Origin of the sequence: Mesorhizobium loti R88b (genome assembly GCF_013170845.1) — a bacterium.
GTDB classification, from domain to species: Bacteria; Pseudomonadota; Alphaproteobacteria; order Rhizobiales; family Rhizobiaceae; genus Mesorhizobium; species Mesorhizobium loti_B.
The window spans coordinates 2,935,204-2,952,546 of record NZ_CP033367.1 but is presented as its reverse complement, the minus strand read 5'-3'; the positions used below and the strand labels follow the sequence as shown (position 1 = coordinate 2,952,546).

Annotated in this window: 17 protein-coding genes; 6 read left to right on the top strand and 11 right to left on the bottom strand. The window is 60.6% G+C overall.

Annotation, left to right across the window (positions count from 1 at the left end; translation table 11 throughout):
• Positions 1-111 precede the first annotated feature (111 nt).
• Positions 112-831, top strand: coding sequence for a class I SAM-dependent methyltransferase (locus EB235_RS14275; RefSeq protein WP_051429640.1), 720 nt, complete (start codon positions 112-114; stop codon positions 829-831).
• On the top strand, positions 828-2,000 hold the full coding sequence (locus tag EB235_RS14270) for an NAD(P)/FAD-dependent oxidoreductase (protein WP_027030347.1): 1,173 nt from the start codon (positions 828-830) through the stop codon (positions 1,998-2,000). Before EB235_RS14275 ends, EB235_RS14270 begins: the two co-directional genes overlap by 4 nt.
• A gap of 20 nt (positions 2,001-2,020) precedes the next feature.
• On the opposite strand, the gene greA is transcribed toward EB235_RS14270, so the two are convergent.
• Positions 2,021-2,503 (bottom strand): transcription elongation factor GreA, encoded by a 483-nt coding sequence (gene greA / locus EB235_RS14265; protein ID WP_027030348.1) that lies wholly within the window; start codon positions 2,501-2,503, stop codon positions 2,021-2,023.
• A 176-nt stretch (positions 2,504-2,679) separates the two neighbouring features.
• On the opposite strand from greA, the gene EB235_RS14260 reads away from it, so the two are divergent.
• The gene (locus EB235_RS14260; protein WP_027030349.1) at positions 2,680-3,645 is read left to right on the top strand and encodes an ornithine cyclodeaminase family protein; all 966 of its coding nucleotides are present in this window, start codon (positions 2,680-2,682) and stop codon (positions 3,643-3,645) included.
• Positions 3,646-4,049: 404 nt separating this feature from the next.
• On the opposite strand, the gene EB235_RS14255 is transcribed toward EB235_RS14260, so the two are convergent.
• The 8 genes from EB235_RS14255 to EB235_RS14220 all read right to left on the bottom strand — a co-directional run bounded on the left by EB235_RS14255 (position 4,050) and on the right by EB235_RS14220 (position 13,569).
• Positions 4,050-5,657: an Eco57I restriction-modification methylase domain-containing protein gene (locus tag EB235_RS14255; RefSeq protein WP_080680796.1), complete on the bottom strand. Its 1,608-nt coding sequence runs from the start codon at positions 5,655-5,657 to the stop codon at positions 4,050-4,052.
• Complete coding sequence (locus EB235_RS14250; protein ID WP_167334864.1) at positions 5,605-6,204, bottom strand: HNH endonuclease signature motif containing protein; 600 nt, start codon at positions 6,202-6,204, stop codon at positions 5,605-5,607. Before EB235_RS14250 ends, EB235_RS14255 begins: the two co-directional genes overlap by 53 nt.
• A complete protein-coding gene (locus EB235_RS14245) occupies positions 6,197-6,895 on the bottom strand; it encodes a response regulator (protein WP_027030352.1) in 699 nt (232 codons plus the stop codon). The genes EB235_RS14250 and EB235_RS14245 overlap by 8 nt, the downstream gene beginning before the upstream one ends.
• On the bottom strand, positions 6,888-9,386 hold the full coding sequence (locus tag EB235_RS14240) for a sensor histidine kinase (protein WP_027030353.1): 2,499 nt from the start codon (positions 9,384-9,386) through the stop codon (positions 6,888-6,890). The genes EB235_RS14245 and EB235_RS14240 overlap by 8 nt, the downstream gene beginning before the upstream one ends.
• Before the next feature lie 319 nt (positions 9,387-9,705).
• A complete protein-coding gene (locus EB235_RS14235) occupies positions 9,706-9,951 on the bottom strand; it encodes a MoaD/ThiS family protein (protein WP_027030354.1) in 246 nt (81 codons plus the stop codon).
• Positions 9,952-9,968: 17 nt separating this feature from the next.
• Entirely contained in the window at positions 9,969-12,230 is a 2,262-nt protein-coding gene (locus EB235_RS14230; RefSeq protein ID WP_027030355.1) for a xanthine dehydrogenase family protein molybdopterin-binding subunit, read from the bottom strand.
• A gap of 2 nt (positions 12,231-12,232) precedes the next feature.
• Positions 12,233-12,709, bottom strand: a complete 477-nt coding sequence (locus EB235_RS14225) for a (2Fe-2S)-binding protein (protein WP_027030356.1) — start codon at positions 12,707-12,709, stop codon at positions 12,233-12,235.
• Positions 12,709-13,569: an FAD binding domain-containing protein gene (locus EB235_RS14220; protein ID WP_027030357.1), complete on the bottom strand. Its 861-nt coding sequence runs from the start codon at positions 13,567-13,569 to the stop codon at positions 12,709-12,711. Before EB235_RS14220 ends, EB235_RS14225 begins: the two co-directional genes overlap by 1 nt.
• A gap of 247 nt (positions 13,570-13,816) precedes the next feature.
• Between EB235_RS14220 and EB235_RS14215 the strand changes: the two genes are divergently transcribed.
• Positions 13,817-14,260, top strand: coding sequence for an SRPBCC family protein (locus EB235_RS14215; protein WP_027030358.1), 444 nt, complete (start codon positions 13,817-13,819; stop codon positions 14,258-14,260).
• 5 nt (positions 14,261-14,265) lie between these two features.
• On the opposite strand, the gene EB235_RS14210 is transcribed toward EB235_RS14215, so the two are convergent.
• Complete coding sequence (locus EB235_RS14210) at positions 14,266-15,267, bottom strand: NADP-dependent oxidoreductase (RefSeq protein ID WP_027030359.1); 1,002 nt, start codon at positions 15,265-15,267, stop codon at positions 14,266-14,268.
• Positions 15,268-15,330: 63 nt separating this feature from the next.
• Positions 15,331-16,143, bottom strand: a complete 813-nt coding sequence (locus tag EB235_RS14205) for an oxidoreductase (protein ID WP_027030360.1) — start codon at positions 16,141-16,143, stop codon at positions 15,331-15,333.
• Between the two features lie 103 nt (positions 16,144-16,246).
• Between EB235_RS14205 and EB235_RS14200 the strand changes: the two genes are divergently transcribed.
• Both EB235_RS14200 and EB235_RS14195 read left to right on the top strand, forming a co-directional pair.
• Complete coding sequence (locus EB235_RS14200; protein ID WP_027030361.1) at positions 16,247-16,819, top strand: TetR/AcrR family transcriptional regulator; 573 nt, start codon at positions 16,247-16,249, stop codon at positions 16,817-16,819.
• Between the two features lie 49 nt (positions 16,820-16,868).
• On the top strand, positions 16,869-17,324 hold the full coding sequence (locus tag EB235_RS14195) for a hypothetical protein (RefSeq protein ID WP_027030362.1): 456 nt from the start codon (positions 16,869-16,871) through the stop codon (positions 17,322-17,324).
• Positions 17,325-17,343 lie beyond the last annotated feature (19 nt).

Sequence of the window (17,343 nt, the reverse complement as noted above, 5' to 3'; positions counted from 1 at the left end):
CGGATCGGGTTCAGATGCGAATTCCCAAATGAACAGCGCGGCCATGAAGGTTCGACCGAATTCAATGTGCCGGATTGCCGGCTGAAGCCCCCAAAAATTCCGATCCATCGCATGAGCGACCTAAACATCCGGCATCTGGAGCCAGAACTCCTCGACGGTCTCGCGGCCGATGATCCCCGTGCGATCGCATCCCGTCGTGATCTCGTCTGGATCAATGCCTTGATGTTCCAGGCCAGGTTCATGGCCTCGCTGATGCGCGCCAATGTGCAAACGCCGCCGCTGCGCATCCTCGAACTGGGCGCCGGTGACGGAAAGTTCATGCTGCGTGTGGCGCGGCTGATGGCGCGGCGTTGGCCCGATGTGGAGGTCGTCATGGTCGACAGGATCGACTTGGTCGGCAAGGATGTGTGCAATTCTTTCGCTGAATTGGGTTGGCGCGCGCATCCCGTGACCGCCGATATATTCGATTGGACGGCAGACAGGCCCTTCGATCTTGTCTGCGCCAACCTTATCCTCCATCACTTCGACGACACGCGCCTCCTGGAGCTGTTTTCCCGGATCATGACGATGGCACCGCTGCTGGTCGCGACCGAGCCGCTCAGGGCCAAGGGGCCGCTTGTCGCGACGCGATGCCTGCGACTGATCGGCGCCGGCGCGGTGACACTGAACGATGCGACCCAAAGTGTCCGCTCCGGTTTTCGCGGCAAGGAACTCTCGCAATTGTGGCAAGCGTCAGGGGGAACGCCGGTGATCGAGGCCCGCAAAGGCCTGTTCACGCAAGGTTTTGTCGGTGCCAAAATGCCCGGCACCAATATGCCCGGCGCCAGATGACGCACGACGCAATCATCATCGGTGCCGGCCCCGCCGGCAGCTCCACCGCCATCGCGCTGGCCCAGCATGGTTGGTCGGTGGCAATGGTGGAGAAGGTCGCGTTTCCGCGCCGAAAGGTCTGCGGCGAGTTCATGTCGGGCACCAGCCTTGCCTTGCTCGACCGGTTGGGCGTCGGCGAGATCTGGCGCGCGGAAGCCGGCCCCGAAATACGGCGCGTCGGCTTCTTTTCGGGCGAGGTCTTGGCCGAGGCGCCAATGCCACGCGCCGAGACGGGTCTCGGCCGCGCGCTCGGCCGCGATCGCCTGGATACCGTCCTGTTGCAGGCCGCCGAACGCGCCGGTGTCGAAATTCTCCAGCCTTGCAAGGCTGTCGCCATTCACCGGCAGGGTGATTTGCAGTCCGTGACCGTGGAGGCGGGCCAGCAACAACGGGATTTGACCGCACCGGTCATCATTGCCGCGCACGGATCCTGGGAAGCAGGCAAACTTCCAAGCCAGCTTGAAAGAACGAGCCGACCTTCCGACCTTTTCGGTTTCAAGGCGCATTTCATCGGCGCAGGACTTTCGCCCGACCTGATGCCGCTGCTGGTATTCCCCGGCGGCTATGGTGGCATGGTAACGGCGGACCGTGGCCGGGTTTCCATATCCTGCTGCTTCCGCCGCGATGTTCTGTCAGGGCTGCGCCAGCGCTGGGGAAACATCGCCGCCGCCGATGCAGTCTCGCGCCACGTCCTGGCCTCGTGCCGAGGCGTGGCAACGGTGCTGGCCGGTGCCGAACTGGATGGCCCATGGCTCGCCGCGGGACCGATTCATCCCGGCATTCGCGCTGGCTATGACAAGGGCATCTTCCGCGTCGGCAACATTGCGGGTGAGTCACATCCCGTCATCGCGGAAGGGATTTCGATGGCGCTGCAATCCGGCTGGCTGCTTGCGCGGGAACTGATCGCGTCGGGTAAAGGCAACGAAGGCCACGACGAGGCCGGACGCCGCTACGAGAGGCAATGGCGTCGGCAATTCTCGACCCGTTTGCGCGCCTCGGCCTTGATTGCCCGCATAGCGCTGCGGCCTGGCAGCAGGACGGTGATGCGCGCCGTGGTCAAGACTTTCCCGGCGGCCTTGACGCTTGGCGCTCGACTGAGTGGAAAGACCCGGCCTGTTCCGGGTTTTTGACGTCGTACCCCGATGTCCAGCTAAGAAATCGACAGGATCTCGAGTTCGCGCTGCCCCAGCTGGACAACATCGCCAACGCTCTTGCCGATCAGCGCGATGGCGACCGGCGAACCATGCGATATGGACGCTTGCGCCGGGTTGGCCTCATCCTCGCCGACGATGCGGAAGGTCTGGGTGCGGCCATCGTCACGCGCGAAGGTAACGGTGTGCCCGAAGGCGATCACGTCACGGGACGTCGGCGCCGGCATGAGCTGCGCCGTACGCACGCGTTCGGCATAATAGGTGACATCGCGAACCGGAACCGCCGACTGCCGCCGCCTCTCGTTGACATCGTCCAGCACGCTGGCGGCCTCGAGAGCCTGCCGGGCGCGCGCCAATTCATCGCTTAGCATCTTGAGGCCCGCCTCGGTGACGAGGTTGATCCGATCGGAGATCGGCCGAGCCGGCAGGATGGTTTCCGATGCCGCCTCCGCACTTTCCTCCTTGGCAAAGGCTACGCTCAATGGGTCGAAACTCCGTGTCGAATGGTGTTGGGATAACCCATGGGCGGCGATAAAGCTGCAAAAATTCGACGGCCCGCCAGGACGAGCCGTTTCGCCGATCCAGTCGCCAGCATCGCCCAGGCTTTCGGCCCGGCGCACATCGTGTAGTCTGATCGCCTTCTAGGGAACATGACAAGATGAACAACCAGTCCCCGGCCGCCGAAACGCTGCCCTATCTGTCGTCGGCGGTTCTCGATCGCCTGGCGATCTCCACGCCCGACATAGTCGACGAGATCGAACGCCAGATATCAGGCCAGCGGCGGGGCGAAGTCTGGTGCGCGCCCAAGGCCGCCGTGTGGCCGGGCGACGACCGCTACTTCATGGCCACGCTCGGCGTAGCCTCCGTGCCTTCAGTGCTGGCCACCAAGTCGCTGGTGGTGAATCCCCGCAACGCAGAGCGCGGACTGGCCACGATCAATTCGCTGATCACGCTGCTCGACGCCGAGACAGGCCTGCCGCTGGCCCTGGTCGACGGCAACTGGGTGACGGCCAAGCGCACGGCGGGCTTGAGCGCCGTAGCCGCCAGGCGCATGGCCAGCAGCGATGCGTCGACCGTCGCCTTCATCGGCTGCGGGGTGCAAGCGCGCGGCCACCTCGAAGCCTTCACCGACCTCTTTCCCCTGCGCGAAATCCGCGCCTTCGGTCGCGGCAAAAGCAATCGCGACGCGCTGTGCGAAATGGCCCGGTCGCGGGGCCTCGAAGCCATCCCCAGCGACACGGCAAGGGCCGCCGTCGAGGGCGCCGACATCGTGGTGACGACGGTGACCCTGGTGCCCGAACCCGAACCGTTCCTCGACGCCAACTGGCTGAAACCGGGCAGCTTCACCGCCATTACCGACCTAGCACTGCCCTGGTTGCCCGAAACCATGCGCCGCTTCGACCGCATCGTCGTCGACGACCTGGAGCAGGAGAAGCAGATGCCCAAACCCATGGTCGACCCCGCGCTGGTCGCCAGCGACCTGACGGGCCTGGTCTGCGGCGACTTTGCCGGGCGGGAGGGCGCGGAGGAGGCGACGGCGTTTGTGTTCCGGGGGATGGCCGTGGGGGATCTGGCGGCGGCGGGGTTGGCGTATATGCGGGCGCAGGCGGCTGGGGTGGTGTAGGGCAAGGTCGACGGGAACGGTCGCGAGGTCGGCGCGCTGGAAGGCCTGATCACCAGCCGGCAAACGACCGCGTGGCCCAGCGCCTGGAAGCGGACACGCTCGCCGCCTTGGCGGAGAAGGACGCGGTGCTGGTCGGCCAGGCGGAGCTGCTGCGGTCGATGCTGGAAGGTGTAACGGGGATGCGATGCTCGTCGGCAGGCGCGAGATTGAGGTGGGGATTGGGGCGATTACGGCGACGTTGCGGGAGCGGCAGACGTCTGTTGTGATGGAGGGCTACTGAACCGACAGCGCTATTGATAAGGCCCGGAGCTCAGAAAGGAACCGGCTGCTGTCCCCTCCCCGGGCTCGGCTTCGATCATCGAACCCAGTTGAAGCGTCTGCGTATAAACCTGATAAGCTCTCGGCTATCGCCCGTGGCGCAATCGGTGACTACGAAGCGTTTTCCAAGCCTCATGAAGCGCTTCAACTGTGGCCTTGTCAAAGCCATGACGAGCGATGAGGCGCTCGTCTCCACGCAAAGCAAGTCCAATCGGATTGGACCAAACGTCTTGGCTGCAGAAGGCAGCGAACTCATCATCGTTCGGCTCATCATAATAGAGCGGTAAGCGTCGGAATTCATTCGGCGTGAGTTCGAGGACGCCCCCACCGTAGAAACGACCTTCGATCTCTGACATGAGAAGAGTCGCACTGTTGTAAAACGAGAAGCAAATTCCACGAATTGTTGCAGGCGCGATCGGAGCGATCGAATAGGCAGTGTCCGTCACATGAACGCCGGCAGCGTTCACACACAGTCGAGGATAAGCATGCGAACGTTTGAAGAAGAAACCTTCTCCAAGCCAGGTAACAGGAACCTTATACCATTGGGTCCGGTGCCGGGCCTTATACGAGTTGGGAATGCCGCTCTTTCGGCCTCTGTCGAGATAAGTCTCGACTGCTGTGTCGGGGCTTTCCTCATCGTAGGCGTTTAGATCAATGAGATTTGCCGGCAGGCTTGCGCGCACGCGGTCGAAATCCTTCGCCGTGAAAATCGGGCCGCTTCCCAAATAGGCGCTTTTCTTGAGGATCGGCCTAGCCCAGCGATCAAGCTCCTGCTTGCGCACAGCTTCGTCAGTGAGAATGAAATAGTCATTTGCAGCAGTTACGATACCAGCGCCGCTGCGACAAAAGTCCGAGATACTTGGGCTGGCGCCAACCAACTCGCGTACCTGCTCCAGCACATCGGACTCAAGCAGAAATCCTTTCAGATTAATGCTAGTCTCACCTTGAGTATTCAGATCGACCGCTCTTGGCTCGGACGACAGCGCCTGAAGGCTGGCAACCCGTCGAACGAAGGCCCCTTTCGGCTCGCAACGTTTGCATGCAAGCAAAAGCACGGCGTCTTGATCGATCTGTTTAAACGCCTTCTCATCCGGGATGTAAATATCGAGCCGCGCAAACCGCTCAACGAGCCAGCGTTGTATCGCGATGCCGTAATCAACATTCATCAATTCATATGGAACGACAAACGCAAGCTTGCCGTCATCCGTCAACAAAGCCTCGGAGGCGACCAAAAATGCCGACCACGCGTTTTTCAGATTGGCTCTAGGATAGCCCCGGCGCTCGGCTAAGGCCTCAATCTCGGACTTGAGATCGTTACCGAAATTCTTGCGGCGGATATAGGGCGGATTACCAATGACGAGATCGAAGCGTTTTTCGGTGCTGGCCGCGTAAGCCAGAAACTCGCCGACCTCGATGTGGACTCCAGCTAGGCGAGCGCGAACCCGCTCTACCGCGCGATCATCGACGTCAAGCGCGGTAACCCGATCGAGAAGGCCAATCCGGTTTAGAGAATCGAGAAAAGACCCATCGCCAACGCTCGGCTCAAGGACCGCTACTAGATTTGCCGCCGACCGAGCGACGACTTCCTCGACGATAGCATCAGCAATCTCCGGCGGCGTATAAACGATGCCAAGGTTACGATCACTGGGCCGCGACGTCGAAGACACTGTCATTATATTTTTTAATTCTGGCATTTATGTCTGCGAGAAGCTCAAGCAACGGTACGTATTGGCCATCGGACTTGCTGACAAAGTGGCGCAGCCGATCTGCGCGATCAGCAAAATATTGCAACTTGCGAATAGTCCAAATGTAACGGTGACGAGCGAGATAGAGCTTCAAATTCTTAATCATGTAGGCGCCGACCGGGGTAAGTGCAACGAAATTTCCGTCGTCGTCCCGATCGATATGAACGTCGAATTCCGCGAGGCAAGGGTCAACAAAACCTTCCTTACCATTGTGCGAAACGGACGGATCACTGCCTATCCATTTGTTCGATTTTCCTCGGTTGCAGTAAGGGCAACTATAAATGAGATTGGCATAGGTAGTTTCAAGGCCTGGGAACTGGTCTTTCGGCGCAAAATGATCGACATGATAGCCGGGCAGTCCTCCGTAAAACCGATCCTCGTCGCCGCAATAGCCACAGCTTTTACTAAAATCGAGACGCAGCTGCGGCTTGTAGTCACCATAGCGTGCACGTACTGGCTCGTTCGCAGAGCGGACAGGCAGTGCGACTCTAGGCACTTGTGCCACCCAAGTCCGGCGCCTCGTCGCGATATGCCTTTTCAAGACCCTGCAACAGCCTCTCAGCCTTCTCGACGATTTCATTGAGAGGCTCGAGAGCTATCCGCTTGATCTCCGCGGGTAGGCTATGCTGCGCACCGAGCATCGCTTCCAGGTCGCCGTCGATGACCAGCAGCCTCTCGGTTTCGGCCGGCGTCAGGCCTGTCGTGCTCAACTTATCCTTCAGCTCTGCGTGCTCATCTTCCAACTTTTGAAGAAGTGAGTGATAAGCGTCGACCTTGAGGCGAACGCGTTTAAAGAAGGGCAACGCATTTTGGCTGTCGTTGCCAGTGACCTGCGTTTCGCTCTTTGAATAGATGGCATTGATGTCGAAACTGCTAGCAGCTTCTCCGGCTGCGTCCCTAGCCCAGCCAGTCGTAACGAAGCACGGGAAACCCCTATAGCGATCCTGAAGGGCTGCGACGAGCTCGATGCCGGAGTATTTAACGCCTGCCTTATATTCGTGTAGACGATAGTCCGTAATCACCACATCTGGATTGAGGTCCTCAATCTGGGAGACCATGTCGACCAGCTCCGGAACAGGATCCAGCGATTGTACCTCGCCATCAGCAAATTCCTCTGAGAGAATCGCGGCTCGCAACATGGTTCGACGTTGGTCGTCTTGCTCGTCTACATAGACTAGCTTAGGCACGCTCTGTCCTCCGCTCGGGCAGTTGGATCTCGGCCTTAAAGCCCCAGTCTGCCGAAGGACGGAAGGCTTCGACTCGTCCGCCATACTCCTTAACGACCGAGTCCAAGATCCACATTCCAATCCCGGTGCCATTGCCGTCGATACCGGTTTTAGTTGTCTCGCCGAAATTGAAGATTTGCGACACGTTTCGGTAATTCGGATCGATACCTGGCCCCGAATCGCGATAGTCGATCAATATTGCGTTAGACGAACCCCGATTGATCTGGATCGTGATTACTCGCGCCCCACCATGATTTCTTAAGACGAAAGCCTCGACCGAGTTGAGCAGAAGATTGTTGAATATACTGTCAAGGTCGATTTCCAAAGCCCGAATGACGGGGTCATAACCATCGGCGAATTCGACGTTGAGGGCGATCTGGCGTGTATCAAGAAAATCGTGCCAACCGCTTTGGATGGTTCGCAGTTGATCCCTCAACTTGATTGCCCGCCAAGACCTTTTATCAGCCTTGATGGAAAATAGCGCGAACTTAAACCACTGTTTTATCTTGCGATCAGTCGCTTCGGCATCCTTGAGCATTTCGAACGGATTCATTTCGTCTGAGATGCCGTCGAGCATTTCTGGTGTGATATGTCGTTTGAGCAGTTGCGCAAGCGTCGTCGCACGATTTTCCAGGCTGCTTTGAAGTTGACCCATCTCATGTGAGAAGGAGATGAGGACGGTTCCCAATGTAGCGAGCGCGCGCAGCATGCCGCGTTCGGAATTGAGCTCACGGATCTCCTCGACTTGAGCCCGATACGCGCGCACCATTGTGACAGCATCTTCGCGCGACGGCGTGGTCGCTGACCGTTCTATTCTGTCGGCGACAGACTTGGCTTCAATTATGGCGGTTGCTGCAGGGTGGGCTGTCTTGTAGGACTCATTTAAGTTGAAGAGGATATAGCTTCGGTCGTCTTCGAACTCTTTAATAAGCCGGATCATGAGTGTGCTGAAGGCACGAAAGGTATCGTTCTCAATCAAGCCCTCGCGGTTGGATTGATCGTTCAACCCACGATTAGTGGCACGAGATATCTTGATCGTTCCGGCGAGGCTCTGCGGATTGGCGCGCCATCCCTTTCGCGAAGCCTGAACTGGGTTTGCCGCTACTCGCTGGCCTAGGCGCAGCCAGTCGAACCCCTTACCGTCAGGCTCGCCGTAAGGACGGACGATGAAGTCATCGCGGTAGATTTTTATCCCTCCTTGGGTATCGAGCCATTTCGCGCGGCTAGAAGGCTCGAAGCTTCGGTATGGATAGCGTTTGGTGTCTTCGCTTGAGGGCAAAGTCCGCTTGTAGAATGAAAGGGTGAAACTTAGCGGTCCGATCCCACGCAGCGTCGCGAGATCCATTTCGCTTGCGCCCGCGAATAATTCGGCCAAGTTAGTCTGATACTTGACCGGCTTTGTGAAGCTGTCACGATTGAATCGCTGGCGTTGCATCTCTTGACGCTCAAAAACTGCATCACCGAGAGCCTCAACTCGTAACTCGTTCCGGTCAATCGTGATCGCGACACCACCGTCACTTGCGACCTCAGCATGCAACCGATAGTCGAAATCCGATGGCGCCCCAGATACGACCTCGGCCGCACCTTCGGGGGCACGAGAATCCATCAGGAATAGTGCCAGCGGCGGCTGCTCCGCTGGCGGCACCAGCGACGACAGCGTGCTACGCAGATGAGAAACTTCCCGCGCCGTCCATGGATCGCGCAGGCCACTCACACATATCGCAGTCCCCGTCTTCCACGGATGATTGCGCTCGACTTCCTCAAACCGCTTCTTGAGATGCTCGAAACATGACAGCGAACGAATGACATCTCTTACACTCCTAGAGGTGTCGACCAGTGTGGCATTCACTTCGTCGAGCGTCTTGCCAGGACCTTCGAACGCGCTCCAGTCGACACTCCACTGCAAAGACTCAACCGTATCGCCCGCGACGCGACTTGAATGCAGTTCGCAAAACGTCCCGAGGCGGTCGAGTGCGAACCGACCGATGCCCTTGGCGCCAGTACGGACGCGCCCGTCATCAGAGAAGACATTCTCCTCCTTAAAATTGGTGCCGATGACCATCCAATAATCTTCAATAATCTTCGCCGACATTCCCTTGCCGTTGTCGATGATCCAAAGGTCGAGCGCTTGTCGAACGACATTCTCAGCCGCTGCGGCGATTTCAGGTTCCATATCGGGCTTCAGGCGCCAGCCAGCGTCAATCGCCACATAGACATCATCGAATTTGTCTAAGTTGACCGATAGCCAAGATCGCTCTGCATCCGAAATCTGCTCGGGAAGACTGTTGTATCGGCGATCCAAAATAAGCAGGCAGTTGTCAGCATCGGCGTCATACGTATTCTTGACGAGTTCAACGATAGCACCTTCGGCATTCGCGACATTTTCGCGGCCGATCAGTCTCGCTGCCTTGGCTGATACCTTGAATGGTAGTTTTCGCTGCTCAGCAGTCACAAAAATCCCCCGTTCGCCCTCGCGGAATCACCATGGCGAACAACCTCCTGCTTCCAAATCGCTACGATAGTGCCTGACATGTGCCATTCATGTCGAGACACCGTCGGGGGCAAGAGAAAATTGTAACCTTCGCTGAACGCTAACAACATTCCTACCAAGCGACCGGCCCTTGGGTTCGGACGCTTTCGGTGTCGTAGCTTCAGGGGATCAAATCGCGCAACATCTTCGCCTTTATAGCCAGTTCTCTGTGGCACCCTAGGGCCTGACTAATTTTCCGACGGAACCAGTAAGTGCTGCTTATGCGGGGTCCTCCCCACCCTCACCCCCCAGCCAACCGCGGCAGCAGAAAAATCTCCGCCCCCGCCGGCAGCTCCTTCCCCCACGTATCCCGATAAATCGTCCCGTCGATCGCCACCGCGATGCCCTTCTCGATCCACGGCTCGAAGGCGGGATACTGTTCAGCCAGTTTCCTGAACAGCTCCCTGATATCCCTGGCTTCGACCTCGACCTTGCTCTTGCCGCCGGCAAGCTGGCCGAGCGCGCCCCAGAGGGTGACTTCGACCATTGCCGCCAGCCCCGGCCTTATCCCCGTTCCGCCTCGATCGCCGCGAGGATCCGTGGCGGCGACATCGGGATGTGGGTCATGCGCACGCCCGCCGCGTTCGAGACCGCGTTGGCGATCGCCGCCAGCGGCGGCACGATCGAGGTTTCGCCGACGCCGCGCACGCCATAGGGGTGGTTGGGATTGGGGATTTCCAGGATCTGCGTGTCGATCATCGGCAGGTCGGAGCAGACCGGGATGCGGTAGTCGAGGAAGCCGGCGTTCTGCAGCCGGCCATCCTTGCCGTAAATATACTCCTCGTTGAGCGCCCAGCCGATGCCTTGCGCCGCACCGCCCTGGTACTGGCCCTCGACATAGGTCGGGTGCACCGCCTTGCCGGCATCCTGCACCACCGTGTAGCGGATCACCCGGGTCGAGCCGGTCTCGGGGTCGACCTCGATGTCGCAGATATGGGTGGCGAAGGAGACGCCGGCGCCGTCGGCGACCAGCTCGCTATGGCCGGCGATCGGCCCGCCAGTCTTGCCGGATTGGGCGGCGATCTCCTTCAGCGACAGCTTGCCGAGATTGCCGTGCTTGTCGCCCTTGGCGACCGCGTGGCCCTGTTCCCAGACCACGTCATCGACGGAAATGTCCCACATCTGCGCTGCGCGCTCACGCAGGATCTTGATCGCGTTGCGGGCGGCCGAGATGGTCGCCATGGAAGACGAGAAGGTGCCGCGGCTGCCGTCGGTCATGTCGTTGTAGCCGAGAGAGGACGTGTCGGCGACAACAGCCTTGAGCTGCGCATAATCGATGCCGAGCTCCTCCGCCGCCACCAGCGACAGCGAGGCGCGGGACCCGCCCACGTCCACCGTGCCGACGGCCAGCGACACCGAGCCGTCCATGCCGATGTTGAGGTCGACGCAGGTCTGGCCGCCGAAGTTGAACCAGAAGCCGCAGGCCATGCCCCTGCCCTGGTTCTTGCCGAGCTTGGCCTTCATGTGCGGATGGTTCTTCGCCGCCTCCAGTGTCGGGCCGATGCCGATCGGGCCATAGACCGGCCCGTAGGACGAGCGTGTGCCTTCCTGCGCGGCGTTCTTGATGCGGAAGTCGACCGGATCGATGCCGATCTCCTTGGCCAGTTCATCGACCGCACTTTCCACCGCGAAGGCAGCCATCGGCGCCGACGGCGCGCGATAGGCCGCGGTCTTCGGCCGGTTGACCAGCACTTCGTAGCCGACCGTCTCGACATTATCGAGCTTGTAGCAGGCGAAGGCCGTCATGGCGCCGATCTCGGCCCAGGAGCCGGCATAAGGGCCGGCGCTGTAGCGCAGCGTCGCTTGCGCCGCGGTGATGGTGCCGTCCTTGCGGGCGCCGATCTTGACGTCGATCGAGGTGGCGCTGGTCGGGCCGGAGGCGCGGAACACCTCGTCGCGGGTCATCACCAGCTTGACCGGGCGTCCGGCCTTGCGTGACAGGGCAAGCGCCACCGGTTCGGCCCAGACATGGGTCTTGCCGCCGAAGCCGCCGCCGATCTCCGACGAGGTGACGCGCAGCTTCGAGGCTTCCATGCCCAGCAATTGCGCGCAATGCTGGCGGTAGACGAAATGGCCCTGCGTGCAGACCCAGAGATCGGCGGTGCCGTCCGACGAGACGTTCGCCACGCAGGCATGCGGCTCGATATAGCCCTGATGCGTCTGCTCGGTCTTGAAGGAGCGCTCGACGATGAAGTCGGCGTGGCCGAAACCCTGATGGACATCGCCATGGCCAAACTGGCTGCGCTTGGTGACGTTGGAGGGTTTTACCGGCTTTTCCTCCAGCCCTTCGGTGAAGATCGTGTCGTTGATCAGCGGCGCGTGGTGCTCCATCGCCAGGTCGACATCGGTGACATGCGGCAGGATCTCGTAGTCGACCTCGATCAGCTTCAGCGCCTGCCTGGCCGTGCGGGCGTCGATCGCGGCGACAGCGGCCACCGCGTGCCCGTCATAGAGCGCCTTGGTGCGCGCCATGCAATTGTCGAGGATGTCGTACATGGCGGCATCGCCATCGGTGAGATCGGGCAGGTCCTTGGCCGTGATCACCGCCTTCACGCCCGCAAGCTTTTCCGCCTTCGAGGTGTCGATCTTGCGGATGATTGCGTGCGCGTGCGGGCTGCGCAGGACGCGGCCGACCAGTTGGCCGGCCATGTTGAAGTCGGCGCCGTAGCGGGCGCGGCCCGTCACCTTGTCGACGCCGTCGGGACGGACGGGGCGTGTGCCGACGGATGTGAATTTACGCCCGGAAAAACGCGGATCGAAATTCATCTTCAGGCTCCCTTCATCACATGTGCGGCGTCCTGGACGGCGCGCACAATCTTGTCATAGCCGGTGCAGCGGCACAGGTTGCCGGCGAGACCGAAGCGGATTTCCTCCTCGGTCGGGTCGGGGTTTTTGGCCAGAAGGTCCTTCGCCGCGATCAGGAAACCCGGTGTGCAGATGCCGCATTGCAGCGCCGCGTGCTCAAGGAATTTCTGCTGCAGCGGATGCAGCTGGTCGCCATGCGCCATGCCTTCGATGGTCTCGATCCGCCGGCCTTCGGCTTCGGCGCCCAGCACCAGGCACGAGCAGACCAGCCGGTCGTCGAGGATGATCGAGCAGGCGCCGCAATCGCCGGTGCCGCAGCCTTCCTTGGCGCCGGTCAGGCCGAGCCGGTCGCGCAGCACGTCGAGCAACGGCTCGTCAGGCTGGCAGAGATACTCGACATGGTCGCCGTTGATTGTGGTTGAAACCGCTATACCGGCCATCATTTGCCTCCTGCACGTGCGTAGGCGGTCAATGCGGCACGCCTGGCCAGCACACCCGCAACCTTGCGTCTGAAATCGATCGTACCGCGCTTGTCGTCGATCGGGCGGCAGGCGCCCGAACAGACCTTGGCAAGCCGCTCGAGTGCTGCTTCATCCAGCTTCCTGCCGATAAGCGCCTCGGCCGCCTCCTCGACCAGCAGCACCATCGGCGCCGCCGCGCCCAGCGCCACGCGAGCCGCCGTGACGACGCCATGCGCGTCGATCGTCAAATTCACGCCGGCGCTGACCACGGCGATGTCCATCTCGGTGCGCGGTATGAACCGGAGATAGGCGTCGCCCGAATGCGGCGCTTGGCTGTCGAGCAGGATCGCCTCGATGATCTCGCCCTTGGCGAGCGAGGTCTTGCCCGGTGCGATCGGCACGGCCTCCACGGCAATGGTGCGCTTGCCCGAGGGTCCGGCGATCACCGCCCTGGCCCCGGCAGCCACCAGCGCCGGCACGCTGTCCGCCGCCGGAGAGGCGTTGCAGAGATTGCCTGTTATCGTACAACGGCCCTGCACCTGCTTCGAGCCGATCAGCTTGGCCGCCTCGACGACGCCTGGCCATGCCTTCTTCAGGCCTGAGTGCTCGCCCAGCACGGCGCAAGGCACGGCAGCACCAATGCTGAAGCCCTCGGCCGTTTCGCGGATTTCGCTCAAACCGGCGATCGACTTGATGTCGATGATCAGGTCGGGTTCGATGAAGCCACCCTTCATCCTCACCAGCAGATCACTGCCTCCGGCCAGAATGGCTGATATGCCGGCCGATCCGGCCAGTTGGCCAACGGCATCTTCGATTGAAAGCGGACGTATGTAACGCATCGTCTCCCCTTTAGGTCATGGCGATTTCGCCGACCGTTATAAACAATCACCTCATAAAGGCCACCCGCTTGCTGGGCCGAGGCGATTGGGCCAGCAGCAAAAAATCGAGTCCCAAAACAAGTTGAAGCGGGTTACGTCAGCGGGGCCAGCCGGCCGGGTTCTCAAAAAATTCGCGAGCCCATGTCGGATTGGCCAAACCCCGTTCGTCCTTGGGGCATCGAACAGGCATTATGAAAGGATACAGAACATGCCCGGCACCGTACGTCTGCACCGCGTTCTCACCACCAGCCCCGAAAAAGTCTATCGCGCCTTCGTCGAAGCCGATGCGCTGGCCAAGTGGCTGCCGCCGAACGGCTTCACCTGCACGGTCCATCAGTTCGAGGGCAAGGTCGGCGGCACGTTCAAGATGTCGTTCCGCAACTTCACCACCGGCGGCAGCCATGCCTTCGGCGGCGAATATCTCGAACTCGTTCCGGGCGAGCGCCTGCGCTACACCGACAGGTTCGACGACCCCAATTTGCCCGGCGAGATCCAGGTGACGGTCATCTTGAAAAAAGTCCTGGTCGGCACCGAAATCGACATCACCCAGGCCGGCATTCCCGACGCCATCCCGGTCGAGGCCTGCTATCTCGGCTGGCAGGAATCGCTCCGGAACCTGGCGAAGCTCGTCGAGCCCGAGATCAATCAGTAGAACCGCTATCTGACCTTGATGACGACCTTGCCCTTGGCGCGCCCTGTTTCGACGTAAGCCAGGGCCTCGTTGGTCGCTTCGAAGGGAAAGACCCGATCGACAACCGGCCGGATCGTTCCGGCTTCGACAAGCGAGGTGATCTTGCTCAGCTGATCACCTTGCGCCCACATGAAAAGGAACGAGAAGCTCACGCCACGGCGCCTGGCTTTGGCCCGAATGGCGCGGCTTAAGAAGCGCAGCACCAGCCTCAGCAGCGGGTTCAACCCTTTTTCTCTGGCAAACTCGGGATCCGGCGGCCCGGAGATGGAGATGAGCTTGCCGCCCGGCTTCAGCACTCCCAGGGATTTTTCAAGTGTCTTGGCGTCCTGGCTGTTCAAGACGACGTCGTAGCCGGACAGGACTTTCTCGAAATCCTCTTTCCTGTAGTCGACGACGACATCGGCGCCGAGTCCTCTGACCAGATCGGCACTCGCCGCGCTCACCGTTGTCGCAACGGTCGCACCGAGGTGCTTTGCCAGCTGGATGGCGAATGTCCCCACCCCACCGGAGCCAGCCTGGATGAAGACTTTCTGGCCCTTCTTCAGCTTCGCCCTCTCGATAAGTGCTTGCCAGGCGGTCAGGCCGACCAGGGGAATGGAAGCCGCTTCTTCCATGCTGAGGTTTTTGGGCTTCGGGGCCACGTCAGCTTCATCCATGGCGATGAATTCCGCGAACGCCCCGATCCGACCGTCACGCGGCCGCGCATAGACATCGTCGCCGGGTTTGAACTTGCGGACCTTCGGTCCCACGCGGACAACCGTCCCGGCCACGTCGTGACCCAGGATGAAGGGCCGGCGATAGGGCAAGATGAGCTTGAACTCTCCGGTCCTGACCTTGGAATCGAGCAGGTTCACCCCTGCTGCATGGACCTCGACCAGGACATCGCTGTCGCCCGGTTCCGGCACAGGCATCTCGGCCAGCCGCAGAACGCCCTTCTTGTTGTATTTGTCGACGACGAATGCCTTCATGGCCGTGCCTTTCGAAAAGTGATTTTGATGTATCGCATGAGCGTGGAATCTCCTCATCGTTGTTCAGACCGGCAGGCGAAACTGCTTGCGCAGGGTCTTGTCGAATAGCCCCGCGGGGGCGAAGCGGCGCAGCAGGCTGACCTGGCGCGCTGCCTTGCCGACGGTATAGCGCCGTCGCGGACGAGCATCGGTCGCCGCCTTGACGACCGCATCGGCCACGATTTCCGGCCGATCGGCCTTGGGCATCACATCGGCAAGCAGCGCCTTGAACCCGGCTCGAGCCTGATCGTATTCCTTCAACAGCGAATCCGGCTCGATGCCGTTCTGGTCGAAAACGGTGCGCACGAATGCCGGCTCGATGACCGAGACGCGGATATTGAAGGCACGAACCTCGTGATCGAGCGATTCCGAATAGCCCTCGAGCGCGTGCTTGACCGCCGAGTAGTGAGCCGAGTATGGCGCCGGTACCAACCCCAGAATCGAGCCGATGTTGATGATGCGCCCTTCGCCTTGCTGCCGCATCGACGGCAGCACCGCATTGGTCATGCGGATGACGCCAAACAGATTGACGTCGAACAGGGCCTGCACCTGTTCGATCGAGAACTCCTCGGCGCCCCCAAGCATGCCGATGCCGGCATTGTTGACCAGGAGATCGATCCGGCCGGTCTTCGAGAGCACCGTCGAGACCAATGCGGCGACAGCCTCACCATCGGTCACGTCGCAGACCAGCATGGTCACTCCGTCCGGCCCGTTGCTGCCCTTACGGCTCGTGCCGAAGACGGTAAACCCTGCCCGCACCAGCGCCTCGGCGCTGGCGCGGCCGATGCCCCCGGAAGCTCCGGTTACGACAGCGGTCTTTGCGGAATTCGTCTTCATTTCGCGCTCCAAAATCATGAGGGCTGGCTTTTTCGCGCCCGTTGAATTACATTCATAATACCAAATTATGACCATAATGCAATGACGAAAGGGAATGGCAGCCATGCGCTACGAAAAGGGCAGGAAGGACGCCTCGCGAGGCCGGATCATGGAAGTCGCCGCCGACCGCTTTCGAAGCGACGGAATTGCCGCGTCCGGGCTTGCAAAAATCATGAGTGACGCCGGGCTGACGAACGGAGCCTTCTATCCGCATTTCGAATCCAAGGCGGAGCTCGTGCGTGAGAGCCTGGTGGCCGCCTTGGAGAACCAGGCGCAGCAACTGCAGGAGGTGTTGGCCGCCGGTGGCCCGGAGATGGGTATAGCGACGTATCTGTCGGCTGAGCACCGGGATAATCCGGGAACGGGCTGCGCCAACGCCGCGCTGCTGCCTGAACTCGCGCGTCAGCCGCCCGAAACGCGCGAAGTCTACACCGAACGCTTGCTGGTTTTGGTGCGCCAGTTGTCCGCGGCGCTTCCGTCGAGCAGGGATCCGGAAGGCGTTGCCATGGGTGTCTTTGCGACGCTCATCGGCGCGCTTCAGCTGGCCCGCGCGGTGAACGGAACGGAATTATCGGATCGCATCCTCGAGGCCGGCAAAGATGCGGCGCGCACGCTGATCCAGCAGCGGGGCGCTTGACTGGGCAACGCCGCGCGTGAATCCTCGTCCAGCCAAAGGGAGGAGTTCCATGCGACGTTTGCTGATTGCGCTTTCCACTTTGATGATGGTCTCGCCGGCCGGCGCCAAGACCATCTACTACGGCAACAAGGTGGGAATGGAACTGACCATCGTCAAAAAGACCGGCATCGGCTCCACCCACGCCAGCATCCTGGCCAAACACGACAGGCAGAAGGCGAGGATCTACTGCCGCGAATATGGCCATGATTTCTCGCAGGCGTGCATTGACGCGGAAATGAAGGCGCCTCTGCATTTCGAGATCACGGCCAACTGCAAGACCGGCACATTCACCAATTTCTATGGCGCCAACATGCTGTTCCAGGGCCGCAACAAGGGCACGGATGTGACGACCGACTATCTGATTACCGATACCGATGAGAAAATCGTGCTCGATGGCTCCGGGGCCTCGTCATACGATGTGACGCTGGACCAGTTCAAAGCGCTCTGCCCCAATCGCGTACGCTAGAAGCGTTTGCGACACTGCA